The organism is Marivirga lumbricoides (genome assembly GCF_014636295.1).
GTDB classification, from domain to species: domain Bacteria; phylum Bacteroidota; class Bacteroidia; order Cytophagales; family Cyclobacteriaceae; genus Marivirga; species Marivirga lumbricoides.
The window spans coordinates 15,482-32,303 of record NZ_BMEC01000019.1 but is presented as its reverse complement, the minus strand read 5'-3'; the positions used below and the strand labels follow the sequence as shown (position 1 = coordinate 32,303).

The window sequence follows — 16,822 nt, the reverse complement described above, 5'->3', positions numbered from 1 at the left end:
CGAAGTAGCTTCTACAACTTAATTACTTTTCTCATCTCCACCTGATTTCCGGCAATCACCCTAACTATATACATTCCACTACTGAAGCGATTTAAATCTAATGTCTCTTTGATTGATTGCCCATTCAACTCTTTAGTTGTCATCAATATACCTCCCATATTGTATACCGAAATTCCAACTTCAGTCTCTTTAGAAAGTTCAATTTCAAGCTTTAAGTTGCCTCGGGTGGGGTTTGGGTAAATTTTAACAAGCAATATCTCTGTAAATGTTTCTCCGATTACCTCCATCTCCCCTGGCGTTCGAAGAGGCCTCACTGTAATAGTTTTTGTTAAAGTGTCAGCACATACATCATTACCTGTAATAAGCTTTACATCAAAATCTCCTGACTGATAGTAAATATGAGAAGGATCTGCCTCTTCACTATAAGTACCATCACCAAAACTCCAGTAAAATTCTGTAGGCTGTGGATAGGATACCTGAATAAACTCAAGGGTATCTCCAACATCCACAAGGCTTGCTGATAAAAAGTTTGCCGTCATGGCATTGCTCGTTTCTCGTACATTCACAGTATCAGTGATTGAACAACTTCCTCTTTCCACAGTTACCCAGTACTTACCTGGAGACACCACTTCTAAACTTTGATTAAATGCACTTAACCCTTGGTCAGAATTCCATCTATAGACGCTCCCCGGATTTCCAGCATCTAAAGTTACACCTCCCCCCTGGCAGAAAAGAATATCCTTACCGAGGTTTAGCTCTAAAGATTCTATTGTTATATAATCTTTGCTCATACAGCCCTGATCACTCATCACTTCCACCCAATATTCACCTGCCTGATCTACCCTTAAGGTTCTTTCTGTTGAATTATTTGACCAGCGATAGCTGGCACCTTCACTACCAGCATCCAGAATAAGAAATTCTCCCGGGCATAATTCCTGATCCGGTCCTAAATTAACCTGAAAATTCAACTGACTACAATCCACCGGATCAGGTCCGGGACATGCATTGATGGCAATTTCTTTACTTATTACTTCCCCACAGCCATAGGGAGAGTTTATAGTAAGGATTATTGTATAAAAACCTGCCTCTACATAGGATTTAGATGGTTTTTTTGAGGTTGAGCTTGTACCGTCTCCAAAATCCCAATAGTATGAAAGCCTTCCATTTTCACTCGTGGAGTTGTTGACTATGGCAATATCATCTCCCTTACAAACGCTTGTAAAACTAAAGTCTGGTACCGGCTTGCTGTAAACAGCCAGGGTTTGAGTGATTGAATCTTTACATCCCGCATTAGAAATTACTATCAGCTTAACATTGTAACTGCCGGCCTCGGAATAGTTTTTAGAAGGACTGACTGCAGAAGAGGTAGTTCCATCCCCAAACTCCCATAAGTATGTCATGCCCCCTGCTGCCACAGTTGAGTTGTTGGTAAAGTTTATCGTTTCACCAAAACAAACATTATCAACCGAAAAGGCAGCTTCAGGCAGAGGAGAAACTACTACAGTTTTTGTGATAGAGTCTGTACATCCGTAAGAAGAACTTACCAGCAGTTTTACTTGATAAGTTCCAGCTTCCTCGTATATAAATTCCGGATTTTCCGCAGTAGAAATATCCGTATCTATACCCGGTATACCAAAATCCCACTGATAGGTAAGATTACCCTCCGAAATTGTCGATTGATTCGTGAAAATAGTCTTTTCACCTATACAAACGTAAGAAGCCTTAAAGTCTGCGATAGGAAGAGGTTGTTCAATCAGTTGGATTTGCCCTATACCTACACACCCATTTGCATTGATGACAGTCACACTATAAATTCCCGCTTCACTTACCTCAATAGTTTGTGTAGTTGCTGTATTTGACCAGCTATATTCCATTCCGGGGTTCCCCGCATCCAGGGTGATGGTTTCTCCTGCGCAAAAATATAAAGGTGAATTCCCTAAATCTACAACAGGGGGGGCTATACAATCTCTTGGGCCAATAGTTACCCTCGTTAAAGTTGAAAAAGGAACATCTGACTTTACTACCTTGTCCTGAGCAGCATCTAAGGTTCCGCCCTGGCTGCGCCAAATTACCCCACCATCAGCTGAGTACCATAAGCCAAAAGTTGTTTCATCCAATGAAGCAAGTTCTGTATCATCCAAATACTGGAGACTAACTTCTTTTGCCTTACTTGAAGTTTCAGGAGTAAAATCATAAAAGCGAGAAATACTGCCATCTCCCGCACCTTTTTGCTGCCCATGGCCACGCGTAATTTCAGTGGTTCCAAAAAATGCATCTGTTGAAGTTGTAATGCTCAATCCCAGATTGCCCGGACTGAAAGTATTGTCTACGTTTTCTAAATATTCTCTTGTTTTCACTACGCCTTTGCCCTGTAAGCCTGTGTATATTCTGTTTGTGTTATTTTCACCGAATATACGTCCGGTCCCTGATGCATTTGTGCTGGGCGTAAAATCAATATCATAATCACCAAGAAACAAGCTACCACTCACCAATGAAAGAGAATCTAATACACGAATTGATTGCCTGAGAACCAGATTGCCCCCCTGCTTTTCTACAAATAAATGATAAAAATGCACAAATTGGGGACTTTGTATTACCTGTTCATTGCTTCCATTAAAAATAACTTTGCCTCCTGTTGTTAAAGGATCAAAAAGGTTGTTTTGTGTTTTATTCACGAGGCTGTCTCTAACAAGCAGGGTACCAGCATTATCAACACCCCCATCTCTGTCACCTTCTTTATTTACATCATTAATTAAACTTCCATTTATATATAAAGAGGTATTGGCGATTGTTATAGTTTCTCCTTTATTTGTAACTGTAGTCTGAGCCTCCAAGAACAAGGGATTAGTTAAAAGAAGTAGCAACAGAAAAGATAAGGCACATCTTTTTTTAGCAAGAATCAAAGGAAATATCTTTTTGTAGAGGTGCTTCATAATGCATTAGTAAGCAAGCTTTATTATATAGGCTAAGGTGTAGTAGGGTGGTCTGTTTTCATGCGCGCGAGTCTCATAACGCGGAGGTACAGCAGGCTTTATTATGCTTCCGTGATTAGGGTTACAACCTGTAGTTTGTCCTGGCATACACGGCTTGCCTGACATGTCTCTTTCTTCCGGACTGCCAGGGATATACACGCCTCCAGCTGCATCTGTATCAGCTGATCTTGATGTGCTCGTACCACCTCGTTCTGATCGACTTCCACCGGCATTTCCATCATTTCTATATAAGTCTGTATATTTATGCCTATGGGCAGGCATTTGCGCTTCTGTTAATTCAACTGCCGCAGCTCCTCCAGTTTTACCAATAGTATTGTAATCCACATTACGAGTATCATATCCTACAATAAAGCGCCCTCTGAGATCAGGAATTCCTGCGCTCTGCCCCTGGCAAAGTGCCCAACCTGCCGGGGGTGTAGCTCCTGACCACATTACAATTGTTCCCACTGGTACCGTACCCTCTCCATAAACCTTACTACCTGTAATAGTACCTGTTGCGGCAATATCTCCACCAACCGTTGCATCACCAGTGATTTCAGTATCTCCCGAAGCTGTAATACTTCCTGTTGTTAAATCTCCTGAGGAATTAATATCACCTGAATTTTTGATGCTGCCATTTACCTCCAGCTTCTCAGATGGAGCAGCCACACCAATCCCCACATTTCCGGACAAACGCACATAATTATCTATAGTGGGGTTAGTGTCGTCAGCCACTTCTGCTACCCAGGGATTAACAATAAACCATCTACCATTCTTAAAGAAGAAAAACATCTCATAATCTGTATCATAAACCAGCAAAGACGCTGCAGGATCTATGATATTATTTCGTTGATCTGTAGTCATTCGAGGGATTAACAGCCCTTTATCAGTAGCCTTAAGATCTAAAACAGCACTTTCGTCAGGGCTAACATTATTAATACCTACCTGAGCGAATACTTGCATTACGCCAGTGATAGTGATGAAGAATAAAAGGAAGCAAAGCATCATACCGCCTTTTAAGAAAAAGATTCTTTTATTAAACATGAGGATCAAAGATTTATTCTTTAGTTTCGATTTCTAATATTTCTGATTTTGCTACAGTACCGGATTTGGAATAGGCTCTTACTTCATAGAAATAAGTAAACCCTCCTTTCACCTGGTTATCTGTATGGTCGCTCGACTGCAACATACCAGTCAGGGGTCTAAAGGCTGATTCCTGACCTTCTTTTTTATAAATAACATATCCCAGGAAGTCGTCATTTTCTTCACTCTTCCAGCTGATAACCACATCCTTTGTTTTCTTTTTAAAAGATGCTTTTGCGAAGGTAATTTTTAGTTCCTCATCCTGAACAGCCCTTCGTCTTCCTGAATAAATAGTAGACCTGGCTGAAGTATTTCCACTGCTATCCACAGCCTGTAAACTGTAAAAATATTCCTGACCACTTTCTGTAAACCTATCTGTATAGCGGAAAGAGCTTCCTGGTAAAAGATTAATATTTAACTGCTCAAAGGATGCTGTATCACTTCCTTCTGCCCTGAATAAGTGATACCCCATCAAATCTGCATCAACATTGGGGATCCACTCAATGATCATTTTATCTTCCTGTTCCCGCACCTCTTTTATAAAGGGTTGAGCTGGCGGCAGTATATCCGGCATCCGCACCGATACTAGCTCCGAAGGCTCACTTCTATTGTAGGATGAGTCAATAGCAATAAGTTTGTACAAAAAATTATTTTTAGCATTAAAAGGAAGCTTTTCAATATGTTGGTTGCCTAAAAGAGGATCCGCATTTAACAGCACAAAATTATCCTTATCATTTTTATCCACCGTACGATAAATCAGATAGCCCATTAAGTCCTGCTCGGGATTCATCTGCCACTTTAAAACCACAATACCAGTATCTGCCACTGCTATGAATCCCTGAGGTTTTGATGGAGGAGTAATATCATGTATTTCAGCGAACACTTTCCTTGAAGGTGCTTCATTACCGGCTGTGTCAACCGAGGCTACATAATAATAATATCCTCCACTCGCTTTTGTTTCATCCACATAAGAATTTGAGGAGGATGGTAAAACAGAGCTGTTGATCTTTTCAAAAGGACCTTCACTTTTTGTACCTCTATATATATTAGATCCGGAAAAGTCCTCTGCAACAGGATTTTCCCATACTAGTTTCACCTTGGGGTTTTCTATTGTTTCCTTTAAATTGATCGGTACAGGAGGTGGGGTAACATCCCTTACGGAAACAGTGACAATCTTGGAAGGGGCTGTTTCTTTTCCAAAAAAGTCTACTCCTGAAAGATAATAGGAATAAGTGATATTTTCCTTTAGGCTATCATCCACAAACATAGCTTCAGGTTTATTACTACCACCACTTCCTTCAGGCACTGAAGAAATCATTACCGGATGCTCATTTATTTTTTTACTTGTTCTGTCAACTGAAGAAGATCTATAAATATTAACAGCATAAAACCTGTCATCTTCAGGTTTCCAGTTAATTTCCGCTTTATTTACATTCAAACTTGCCTCTACATCTTGTACTGGAGGTGCTGCAGTAAAGCTACTGGCAACAATAAAATCGGATAAACCAATAAGTTTTTCATCTGAGCCAACAATTTTGGCTACTTTATATTGGTAAGCCTTCCCTTTTTCAACTTGCTCATCCAAGTATGAGATTCCCAAAAATTCCGAATATGCTTCACTTTCAAAGGATTTAACCATAATATTCATCAGAACCAAGCCTTGTACATCGCTTGCATTAGACTCGTTTGCCAAAGCAACGAATACTTCCAGGGTTTCATCCTGTTGATAAGCTTCCTGAGACATATTCTCCTTCTTTTTTAAAGGGGCTGCATTTAACTTAATCCAGGTTACATTTCCCTTTTCCCTTCTGTATAAATTCACTCCTTCTGAATAAGTCAATTCCTGCGAATACCACTTCAAGCGAATTCCTATTTTACTATCTCTGCTTTCTTCATTTTGGATCAATATTTTCCCTAGCTGAGCAAAACCAGCCGTCACCGAGAAAACCAGGAAAATGAAAGAAATTAAAATCTTCAGTAACTTAATGTGCATTTATTCTGGGTAAAGGAAGTTTAAAAGACCTGATTGAAAATCAGGCCTTTATTGAATGCTCTTGAGATTTAATTGCAGTTATATTCGTAATTCACAGTGTTATCACCACTTTCAGCCTTCGTTGGATAGCCCTCTGGATTATAGGAGTAGGTAAAGCTGATACCATCTTCTTCTACAATTACATCATCTGAATTTTTTACAACAATTTTGGTAATATTATTAGGAGTAGAATAAAAGGCTTCATAGCCATAATAGAACCCGTTTAATGAAAGGCGCGCATTAGGTTTATCGTCATAGGTAAATTCACTTATCTTAGTTAAGGTACCATCTCCTCCATAATATTCTACTTCAAGAAAGTTCCCTACAGAATCAAACTTGGTATATAATGTATGATTTAGAATTTCATCTGTTAAAGCATCATAATAATCTACCCGAACTAATCTGCTTTTTTCATCGTAAGAATACCTTTGATAGCTTATAAATGACATTTCATCAGTTTCTGAATCTTTTTCATGGTAGGTTTCTTCTATTAACTGCCCATCACTATTGTACTCTTGAGTATAATAACCTACTAATGTACCATCTTCCAAATAATAATTTATCGTAGAGACTTTACTTTCATCATTGTACTGATAATCTAGATAAACGGAAAAACCATTATCTAGACGTGAATAATTAATTCTGTCTACCTGCTCTTTTTCATCATAAGTAATGTTTACAGAATAAATTTCTGTGTAAAATTTAGTAACTAAACATGTTTTTTCTTCTTCAGGATCGTTGTCTACATCTCCTTCTGTTTCAGGATCTGAATCTGCGTTTTCTTCTGTTTCCGGATCAGGGTTTACATTTTCATCTTCTTCATTACATGAAAGCATCAGGAAATTTGTACACAAAAAGGCAACAAAAATAATCTTCTTCATAAAAGTAATAGTCTATTTTAAATATATTTGGTTTGATTATACCGAGAGAGTTATATAAATATTTTTATTTAAAAAATAAATTTACTCCAATATCCATACTTTGATTGTTCAAAAAATACCCCAACCTTACAGCAGTAAGAAAACATCCATTTGAAACTAATTTATGTACTCCATGAGTTACATTTGTATTTATAATTACTTAGTAGGATTTTTAGCTTACTTTAAAAAGCCATTAGAAATTTTAGTGTAGACAAGCATGTCATTTCGAATCCATTGAATCATATTTTTCGGAAAACAGAAAAGTAGCTTTTACCAACTTATAGACTAAGCTACTTTTATGTTATATTACCCGCAAGATTTCTCAAAATGAGGACTTTTAAAAAAGTAATTCTTAGTTTTGCTCCACAGCCTATCCCTTTTTAGTTGAATAGCAATTATATATTAATCAAATTAAATTCTTTCTTACAATTTGTCTCCTAGTCTTACTTCCGATTCCGCTATAAGTTGCTTCAGTTCTAAGGCCATCATAGGCAGGTAATGCTCCGGTTTACTTATAATTGTTGGCTGTTTCATATTAAGCTGATGAACATATTCATTGGCTTTATCAAAATCACGCATAAGCATGTAGGCCATTGCGCAATTATATCGCAAACCTTCTGCAATTACAGCATTAATTCTAGCCTTTTTATTTTCCCCGTCCTCTGTAGTAAGTTCCTCTTCCCAAATGGCAATTGCTTCGCGAAGCTTGCTTATTTCCTCTTCGCGTGACATAACAGTTTTTTCACGAACTTTTCTGGCCTGCGAGATTTCCTTCATAATCTCTTCAGCCTTTTCCAGCTTTTCATAGTCGTACTTTCCTTTTGCTGAATACAGAGGAAAACTTAGCTTTCTAAGGGGTAAAAGCTGATCATCTAAAACTGAAGCGGCAGAGTCTACAGCGTTTTGAAATACTTTTCTGTTCAAACGGTCAATGGCGCTGTGATAAATCTGCTTCTTCAATTCCATATCTTTCTTTTTAAACTTTAGTTGTAAAAGTTCTTCCGGAGTAAAATAAAGAACCATAGCAGGTTTTGTAATTACTAACTCCTCGGGGCTCTCGCTAACAGATTGGCTATAAAACACCTCATTTGTCTGAGCATCCACTACTTTAACTACAGCCTGATAATTCAATTTCATAATCGTATCACTTTCAGGCTGCTCCACTATTTCATATTGTAGTCTGCTTACGTTCAATTCTACGGCAAAATCAATTTCCCTATTGTTTTTAAAGAATTCGGCCGATCCTATGCGTAGCCTTTCCTTAGCTATTTGAGCCGCCAATTGACCATTATTAAGCAATAGAGCTTGTTGCAGTGCAGTTTGTCTGTCCTTCTGAGTGAAATTCGTTCTACTAACTGAATCTTGCAAAAACAATATTCTCTCTTCACTAACGATGTTAATATCTGATTGAATAAAAGAACGGTAATCTCTATATCCTTCGGGCAGGTTAATACCTGCAGGCAATTCATAATCATAATTAAAACCAGAAATAAGTGGTTTTAGCTTTTGAGCGGATACTTGAGAAGTGATACCTGAAGAAAGTAAGATAAAAAGAATAAGGATGTACTTGTTTTTCATTTTGAATTAAATTGATTGGTATGATTAAAGAGGAGATAAATGATTATGTAAATAGAAGCAGCTTTAAGTTATAGCATATCGCTTCTTCAAATTATTGTGTAAATATATAATGGATTTTTAACATTCTACGAGGTGCTCATAATTATTCGATAAAATGCATAGATAAGCTGTTTACAGAATTGATAGGTTATTTAAAACATCTTTTTTAGGAAGTATATCATAAACTAGTGCATGTAATTCATATTTTTTATAAAAAAATTAAAGAAATGCAGTATTGATATAATCAACTTGTTTAGGGCTCACTTTGGGAATAGGGTGCTAAATTAACGCTTTTCGATGATCGGGGACCTGCCGTTTCCGTGGCATGCTCAATAAGATATACTCCTGATTATTTCAATATTTCAAGGCCATATATTTTATTATCCATTACTCCTATCAGAATGTTATCATCAATAAGCTCATCCATAAAGTCTATTAGTAGAAGGTCTTCTTTAGCCACCCCATCCGGATTATCCCGATTACCACCAACTACAGTTGAATTGGAGCCCTGATATAGAATTTCACCAGTGTCTTTGTCTGCTACCGTAAGCTCATATTCATTATCCTCAAAATCATAGAAAACTAAATGTCCATTTACTAATGTTAAGTGATTAGGTCTTCTTATAAAAACTCCTTTTTCACTACCTAACTTCCATATAAGACTGCCATCTTCTCGATTGATAGCATATAAATTACTATCGGCGAAATATATGGTATCATTATTAATTATTATCTTATTAATATGACCAGAATAACTTTCCATATTAAACTTCCAATCTACCGTTTTCTTATCAAGATTATATGCTACAAAACCATTATCTCTAACAATAAAATAGAGGTACTTACCCTGAAAGACCAATCTAGATAGAACTTGTCCACCTGTAGGAATTTTATATAATATTTTACCATTATTTTTGTTCAAGACTAATATCTCATCCTTGTTTACAATGAACACATTATTGTCATGGATAATTGGTTTAAAGATTATTTGAGAAGGAGAAGATGTCGACCAAATTTTTTTTTGATTATATATATTGAAAGCTTCAGTATTCATTTTATAATCTACTTCAATCCAAATACTGTCATTAGTCGCATCCACTAATTCTTTTCCAACATACCTCGTTCTCCCTCTTATATTATTAAGAACCTGACTACCTACCTTAATATTAATGATTTGCAACTTTTCCTCATTATCATAAACTAATAGAGAATCTTTCAAAGCTTCACCACTAATAGGAAATGACAATTTTCGCCCTGTTTTTGCATCAATAGCAAAATTATCTGCCGTAAGAAGATATTGACCACTCATGGCAGGTGATGTATACTTGGTTTCTATTTCAACTTCCCATTTTAGTTTTAGAAAATTTGAAATTGGCTCCGGTGATTTTTGATCAACCGAAAAGGCCTTAAAAAGTAGTAATCCAACTAGTATTGATAATATTTTCATTTTAAAATAATTTTTAGTCGAAAATCAAATAAGAAGATGTAGGTTGAAAATGCATCCAATCTCGTACTGTATTCCAATTTCCACCCCAATTAATTTTCTGAGAATCGAGAAAATAATTTACAAGTTTGTTTTCGATGTTAAAAAAACCAGTATTGCCTAATCGATTCAATGCATTTTGTGTACTATTAATATCAAATAAATTTATATATTGGCTTAAGATATCTTATAATTATTTTGTGGCCTAAAGAGGTGATAGGTAATATTTCTTAATCATCATACCAAAACTATGTAGAGAATTTAACTAGCTAATTTTTTGTTGCTTCTATGATCTCAAAACAATATACTTTGTCACCATCATCTGCTAACAAATATTTGTTTTGATAAGGGCTATACAAAAAACGAAAGCGAGTAAGGTCTAACTTGTTTTGACGAACTCCATTAATCGGATCATCGGGTGGATATTTTTCAGAAGTAAATTGCGCATATTCTACCTGATGAGTATGACGATTTAGAGCCGTGACCACTCCAGCCAAATCTTCCTTACCGCGCTGTTCGAAAAATATATGGTCATTGGTTAAAGTGATTTCTGAAATTATCTTTACATCTTCTGAAACCCAGTATACTTCTCCTGTGGTCTTGCTGATGCAGTACACATTCATAGGGGTGCGGGCAAAGATGCTGTCCCCTTCAAAGATCATTTGCATGGTGAATTCTGAGTTCTCTCGGCCTGCCAGCCAGGTAGATTCAATTATACGTGAATCTAGGTTCACCACATTCAACCCAAAAGATTCTGCCCAGAGATATAATTTATTATCTTGCATATTTAAATCACCATTTAAAGAAGTCTCTCCCTCTGTTATAATGGGAAGTCTCCACAAGATTTCACCCGTGTGTTTGTCTAACTGGTAAAAAGTGGTGCGGGTGGTCATGTTAATCAAATTTTCTTTGTACTCCTGAAAGGTATAGACCGTTTCTGGAAATTCCTGCTTCCAAGCCTGTTTTCTTGTAAATGGATTAAATGCAAAAAGCTTGTTTTTGTCTTCCTTGTAGTAAATAACGGAATCAGAAAGGAAATATGGAAAGTCATCTTGACGGTTGAATCCAAATTTTTTATACTTAGGCTTAGTAAGAAAAATCTCTCCAGTATACATGTTTTTGATCACAACCTTGTCCATGAGGTCGTACACCAGCAGACTGTCGGGCAACTTAGACTTAATTATCTGAAGATCAGATTTATTAGAGAAAAATAATTGCTTAGAGGTATTTAAATCCACCACAAAATCCATATTGAAGTGATGGATCAGCAAGTCATTTTTTATCAGTGCACGCTTGATGAAGTAGTATGAAAAATCATCTTCTTCATAAGGGAACTCCCATTTTAGTTGCAATATTTCAGCTAGACTTTTATCAGCGTAAATATTTGTGATGACTTGTGCTATTCCCTGAACGGAGAATATTAATAAAATCAATGTGAATGTTAGTGTGCGTCTCATCTCTTTTCCTGTTAAAATTTATCGTCAGCTATATATTCAAGGTGCATAAAGTCTTTTAAATCTTGGTAATTACCACCCCATCGTATATTTCCAGCCCCAGTATCTATGAACTTACGGGCAAATTCAGCGCTCATCAACATAAAACCATCTTTAGCCAAAATTGTAGCATTATTATTTAATAGGTTGATAATACCTGAATAACTGCTATTACTGCCAAAAACTTCCTCGTAATCAACTTTCCTTGACTCAATAAACGTACCAATTGCTTGGTAGCTATTAGGTTCGGGTACAGATCGGGGTAGAGTAATCGTTACATCTGTAACCCAATAGGTATAGGATCCATTAGAAGGGCGTTCACAAGCTTGTTTCAAGCTAGCTATAGCCTCTTCAAAACCGAAGAATTCTTTGAGGTTATTAAGGGTTGTTAAAAGTGCAGAATTCTGATCAGGTTTATGTTTATCAAGTAAAAATGCTCTTTAATTCCCTTAGCGGTTAAAATTAACTGGGAAAAATTATACCTATTAAAAAAGGGATACTCCTGATTATTTTAATATTTCAAGGCCATATATTTTATTATCCATTACTCCTATCAGAATGTTATCATCAATAAGCTCATCCATAAAATCTATTAGTAGAAGATCTTCTTTAGCCACACCATCTGGATTATCCCGATTACCACCAACCACAGTTGAATTGGAGCCCTGATATAGAATTTCACCAGTGTCTTTGTCTGCTACGGTAAGCACATTTTCATTATCCTCAAAATCATAGAACAATATATAGTTCTTCACTTTTGATAATCCAGTATCTTTAATGTACACTCCCTCTTTTTCTCCTATTTCCCATACTAAACTTCCATCTAATCTATTTACAGCATGTAAATTATTGTCAGAAAAATAGACTCTTTCTTCGTCAATTACAATTCTATTAACTCTACTTGAATATCTATTTATAGACACTTCCCATTCAATCTTTTTAGTATTATAATTAAAAGCAATTAATCCCTGATCTTTAACGATCATGTATAGAAATCCTTGGTATCTTATTATTCCTGAAAGTACAGGACCAGAAAAGGATATATTACTGATAATATTTCCACTTCCCTTATCAAGTATTACTAAATTAGTTGCATCAGATAAAAATACCTCATCACCAATAATTACAGGCTTGTTAAAAATCCGAGAATCAGATTTTTTAGTCCAAAGAATCTCCTCATTTTGCAAATTGATACACTGAATTAATTTAAAATCAATTATTTCTATCCAAATACTATCATTACCCAATTCAACCTGATTCGGACCTATGTAATATGATCTATTCCTCGTTCTTTCTGAGATTATTTTATTATTCTTTATATCGGTAATCTTTAATTTCTCTTCGGTACTATGTATCAAGAGTGTATCATTAAAAAGATTAATGCCGGATGAGGTAACTTTTTCACCATTTTTAGCATCAATAGCAAAACCATCTGCTATAAAAAGGATATTTTCTTTCCTTGCTGGTAAGGTATTTCTAAAATTAATTTCACACTCCCATTTTAATTTTAAGAAATTTGAAACCGGTTCAATCGATTGCGGATATACAGGAATTGTCTCGCAAACTAAAGCACTTAAGAGTATTAGAAATATTTTCATGTTAATTTTATTTTAGTCAAATTTTAAATAAGTATCTATAGGTTGAAAATGCATCCAATCTCGTATTGTGTTCCAATTGCCTCCCCAATTAATTTTCTGAGAATCAAGAAAATAATTTACAAGTTTGTTTTCTATATTAAAAAAACCAGTGTTGCCTAAATGGGTTAAACCAGTTTTAGTTGCAGGTTTATTAAGCCAATCCACATATGAATCAAAAGTCATACCCATTTTTCCATGAATCAATATTTCATTAATGCGGTCAGTGAAAATAGTAAAATCATTTATCTTGCTGCCATCAAAATTATCAACCACTTGGCAATCAAAAGAAATATTAAAAGAAGCTGGTGAATAACCATCTTCTTTAGTTTCTTCGATTTCATTAATAATTAAATTCAATGCCTTTTTATATTTTTCCAATGCTACTTTCACTGTAGAAAGATAATTATTCAAATAAACATATTCTTCGTTAAAATTAATAGACATACTGTAAGCTTTTTTGTACCCATAATCAAGCAAATTTCTATAGCGACTCACTTTGTCAATAAGAATATCAACCTTCTCAATATTGCTATTACATCTCATTGGAATATCTTCCCGCAACTCTGTAAGTATTTCATCAGTAACTTTGCCTTTAAACCATAGATCATTGACAAGATAAGATGAACGTTGAAAGATCGAAATATAATCGGTATATATAGGGTCTCCTTCTATTTTTATCTGTCCATCAATAATACTTAGAGTGTTAAATATAGCTTGTTCACCATTACTGTAAGTCTTTATAAAATTAAATCCCTCAATAATTGAAGTTAAAGATGCACTGTTAATATTTTTTTTAAATTTATTGCTCGCATTCTTCATATCCGTAACTGACAAGTTTTTAAACCAAAAATCTGTATTCGTTACAATTTTCAGAAAAAGGTTCTGCTCTTTTGATATTTGTGGATTATTGGCATAATCAATATCGAGTGCAAATCCATATGAATGGTCGCTTACAACAGGTGAATGATTCATATATCTAATAGTTTTACTACCAATAGTTTTTACTTTGTTTTTGTAATAAGCAAAATCATTATTTTGAATGATACTATTTTCAATATCAGTTATAATAGGTTGATAATTCTTATGAACATTAATTTCCCTACCTAGGAACATAAAAGTAGTATCATTCTTATCTAAATAACCCAAAGGTCCTGATTCATCTAAATTTTCAATTGCGATCTTCACAACCATCTGTGGACGGAGCAGGTTATAATATTCAAATTTCGAAGTAACTCCTGGCGCACTTTTTATAACAATACGAGCTTTAATGTCATCTGAAGCATCATTCCACTCATCTGCATATTTATGAACACGTCCTGATGTAGTGCTCTCAAAAGGAGTGGAAAAATCTGACGCTACACTAGCTAGTACCTTAATTGTAAACTCCTTATCGTCATATCTTATATATTTCCCAGCATTGTTACCCTGATTCAATTTACCATCCCATTCAAACGTCTTATCTTCTCCAATTTCAATAATTTCGCTATTTACATATGCCAGCGTACTATCATTTTTATAAATTTCGATTTTAGCAAATTGTAGAGGGTATTTATCTGTAGTTTTTATTGAATAGGTAATCTTTAATTTATCATCATCAATGCCTGCTGCAAATTGAGTATCCGTAATTGGCTCAATGGTTACCAATTCCGGACGTTCTTCATCGTCTACTAAATACGGACAAAGCATTTCCAGCAAACTATTCCATTCTTCCTGAGTAATCTCACTGCGGTAGGGGGAGCTTTTACCATTTAATTGTACCACAATTTCTTCGATAACTTCCTTATTGGCATCATTCTCTTTCACCATATTCAATAAAACTTCCGGGCCTTCGAGGTACTCGTCAATGTTTACCAATACTGCTTGCATCTTTCCTTCATCCCCTGGAAGGCAATCAGGTATTTCCATAAGTCTACTCAAGACTACTTCTTCCAAAGACTCTTTCCCATTATTTTCTAGCCAAAAGTTAACCTCTCCTTTATAATACTGCAACACTTCTATTATCAATTCTTTCTGAACCAATAGAACGCTATCTGTTTGTGTGGTATCATTCGGCATACTTCCACCACTTATTCCTTCCACTAATTTCGCCATCAAGGCATCGTAATAGGCAAGAAATAAATCTACCTCATCTGCTTTTATGGCGTCAATAGTAGCTCCGTTAAACATACTCTGCAACAACTCAGTGGCTACAGCATTTACGTTTGCTACCGTTGTATTATACTTTTCCAACTTACTACTTAAAGCAACTTCATTGGATTCGTCTAACTCAGCAGTCATGCTAATTTGGTCACCCTCGTTGATAGTACAATTAATATCCAACTCAAGGGCTTCTTGTTCCCGATACTGGTAATTGATAATTCCATTGGCCAATGTGGAAAACAATGGTACGCCCTGGGTTTTAAACCTAATTACAAGTTCCCCCTTCGCCTGATCACTTAACCTGTGGTCTATGCGATAATTTAAGGCAATGGAACTTACAACGTTTCTACCCATTGATAGTACCGTAGCACGTTCCTCTTCAGATAGTGCCATAAAAGCTTGCAACTCCTTCTCTATTTCCGGATTATGAGCACCATTGCATAAGCCATGACTAGCAATTGGTTGGCTTCCTGAAAGCCTGCACCTTGCTGAGCTTGCAGTTGCCCTACAGGAATAAGCAAGAACAATAATAATATGTATCTTTTATAGGTATATGAACCTCTTCACGCCATTATCTAATAATTGGCTTAAAGCTCTCGGTAAGGATATTTGATACTCAACGAATTAACTATCACTGAAATCAGCGGCAAGATTAGTTAAAACATCATTAGCCCACACTTTAATTGAAATGTAAGTTTTAATCTCTCTTCTGCTAATTTGTCAAGTTTTGTGAAATTTGAGAACCTGGTTTTATAATAAATTCAGGAACTGGATCAATGAAAACTAATTACTTAACTCCAACCCTAGAATATGCTCATAAAAAAGTGAATAGCGAGGATTAAAACCATTAATTTTCATACACTCATTGTAGCTAACAAGTAAAATAGATTCATCTAATTCAAAAACTTTCTTTCGAATCATTTCAATTTTAACGTCCACTATAATCGAAAGAGATCTAAAGAAAGCTCTATAATCAACGGAACACAGCCATTCTGAAGACTGTTGTTCTGCGTCAAATAGAATAACTTCTTTTGTATCATCGTCCAAAACATATTCTAAATTAGTATTAGGGTAAGAGGCTATCCAAGTAAAGCAATTTGGAATCCTAAGATTAAGTGGTTTCACAGGCGAAAAGAACTGAGTGCCAGACACTCGATCAAAAGAATACCCCATTAAAAAGTACTCAATTCCTTGAATATCTTTAGTCTGTGCTACTCGTTCTAAAGATTTTCCCATATCAACTCCGTTATCTCGATAGAGGTCTAGAAGTTGATTAAATTTCTTTACAAATAAATCTATTTCTTCCATTTCAATTTTCAATTAGGTATGTTAACAATACCAACCATTTCATCTTCAAATCGAACAATCAAGTAAGCAAAAAAATCATTCGCTCACCAACATCATCCGCCAACTCCACTGTATTATTAACCTTCCTGAGCCTTTTGC

The 16,822-nt window shown here is 35.6% G+C and carries 12 protein-coding genes; all 12 read right to left on the bottom strand.

Annotated features, from left to right (window positions below; translation table 11 throughout):
• Window positions 1-11: 11 nt before the first annotated feature.
• The 12 genes from IEV85_RS22605 to IEV85_RS22550 all read right to left on the bottom strand — a co-directional run bounded on the left by IEV85_RS22605 (window position 12) and on the right by IEV85_RS22550 (window position 16,684).
• Window positions 12-2,933 carry a PKD domain-containing protein gene (locus IEV85_RS22605; RefSeq protein WP_188467550.1) on the bottom strand — a complete coding sequence of 974 codons (2,922 nt, stop codon included), beginning with the start codon at window positions 2,931-2,933 and terminating at the stop codon, window positions 12-14.
• Window positions 2,934-2,939: 6 nt separating this feature from the next.
• Entirely contained in the window at window positions 2,940-4,016 is a 1,077-nt protein-coding gene (locus IEV85_RS22600) for a tail fiber protein (protein WP_229712700.1), read from the bottom strand.
• A gap of 13 nt (window positions 4,017-4,029) precedes the next feature.
• Complete coding sequence (locus IEV85_RS22595) at window positions 4,030-6,048, bottom strand: fibronectin type III domain-containing protein (protein ID WP_188467549.1); 2,019 nt, start codon at window positions 6,046-6,048, stop codon at window positions 4,030-4,032.
• Window positions 6,049-6,116: 68 nt separating this feature from the next.
• Window positions 6,117-6,968 carry a hypothetical protein gene (locus tag IEV85_RS22590; protein ID WP_188467548.1) on the bottom strand — a complete coding sequence of 284 codons (852 nt, stop codon included), beginning with the start codon at window positions 6,966-6,968 and terminating at the stop codon, window positions 6,117-6,119.
• 462 nt (window positions 6,969-7,430) lie between these two features.
• Entirely contained in the window at window positions 7,431-8,585 is a 1,155-nt protein-coding gene (locus IEV85_RS22585) for a hypothetical protein (protein ID WP_188467547.1), read from the bottom strand.
• 388 nt (window positions 8,586-8,973) lie between these two features.
• The gene (locus IEV85_RS22580) at window positions 8,974-10,071 is read right to left on the bottom strand and encodes an outer membrane protein assembly factor BamB family protein (protein WP_188467546.1); all 1,098 of its coding nucleotides are present in this window, start codon (window positions 10,069-10,071) and stop codon (window positions 8,974-8,976) included.
• Between the two features lie 13 nt (window positions 10,072-10,084).
• Window positions 10,085-10,261, bottom strand: a complete 177-nt coding sequence (locus IEV85_RS25260; protein WP_430623645.1) for a M15 family metallopeptidase — start codon at window positions 10,259-10,261, stop codon at window positions 10,085-10,087.
• A gap of 115 nt (window positions 10,262-10,376) precedes the next feature.
• Window positions 10,377-11,564, bottom strand: coding sequence for an outer membrane protein assembly factor BamB family protein (locus IEV85_RS22570; RefSeq protein ID WP_188467544.1), 1,188 nt, complete (start codon window positions 11,562-11,564; stop codon window positions 10,377-10,379).
• 11 nt (window positions 11,565-11,575) lie between these two features.
• Window positions 11,576-11,935, bottom strand: a complete 360-nt coding sequence (locus IEV85_RS22565; protein WP_188467543.1) for a hypothetical protein — start codon at window positions 11,933-11,935, stop codon at window positions 11,576-11,578.
• A 171-nt stretch (window positions 11,936-12,106) separates the two neighbouring features.
• Window positions 12,107-13,198 carry an outer membrane protein assembly factor BamB family protein gene (locus IEV85_RS22560; protein ID WP_188467542.1) on the bottom strand — a complete coding sequence of 364 codons (1,092 nt, stop codon included), beginning with the start codon at window positions 13,196-13,198 and terminating at the stop codon, window positions 12,107-12,109.
• 12 nt (window positions 13,199-13,210) lie between these two features.
• Complete coding sequence (locus IEV85_RS22555; protein ID WP_188467541.1) at window positions 13,211-15,769, bottom strand: hypothetical protein; 2,559 nt, start codon at window positions 15,767-15,769, stop codon at window positions 13,211-13,213.
• A gap of 390 nt (window positions 15,770-16,159) precedes the next feature.
• Entirely contained in the window at window positions 16,160-16,684 is a 525-nt protein-coding gene (locus IEV85_RS22550; protein WP_188467540.1) for a hypothetical protein, read from the bottom strand.
• Window positions 16,685-16,822: the final 138 nt, after the last annotated feature.

Coding starts and splice junctions, on each gene's coding strand:
- IEV85_RS22605 (WP_188467550.1), bottom strand. CDS start 2,933: ATGAAGCACCTCTACAAAAAGATATTTCCTTTGATTCTTGCTAAAAAA.
- IEV85_RS22600 (WP_229712700.1), bottom strand. CDS start 4,016: ATGTTTAATAAAAGAATCTTTTTCTTAAAAGGCGGTATGATGCTTTGC.
- IEV85_RS22595 (WP_188467549.1), bottom strand. CDS start 6,048: ATGCACATTAAGTTACTGAAGATTTTAATTTCTTTCATTTTCCTGGTT.
- IEV85_RS22590 (WP_188467548.1), bottom strand. CDS start 6,968: ATGAAGAAGATTATTTTTGTTGCCTTTTTGTGTACAAATTTCCTGATG.
- IEV85_RS22585 (WP_188467547.1), bottom strand. CDS start 8,585: ATGAAAAACAAGTACATCCTTATTCTTTTTATCTTACTTTCTTCAGGT.
- IEV85_RS22580 (WP_188467546.1), bottom strand. CDS start 10,071: ATGAAAATATTATCAATACTAGTTGGATTACTACTTTTTAAGGCCTTT.
- IEV85_RS22570 (WP_188467544.1), bottom strand. CDS start 11,564: ATGAGACGCACACTAACATTCACATTGATTTTATTAATATTCTCCGTT.
- IEV85_RS22560 (WP_188467542.1), bottom strand. CDS start 13,198: ATGAAAATATTTCTAATACTCTTAAGTGCTTTAGTTTGCGAGACAATT.
- IEV85_RS22555 (WP_188467541.1), bottom strand. CDS start 15,769: ATGGCACTATCTGAAGAGGAACGTGCTACGGTACTATCAATGGGTAGA.
- IEV85_RS22550 (WP_188467540.1), bottom strand. CDS start 16,684: ATGGAAGAAATAGATTTATTTGTAAAGAAATTTAATCAACTTCTAGAC.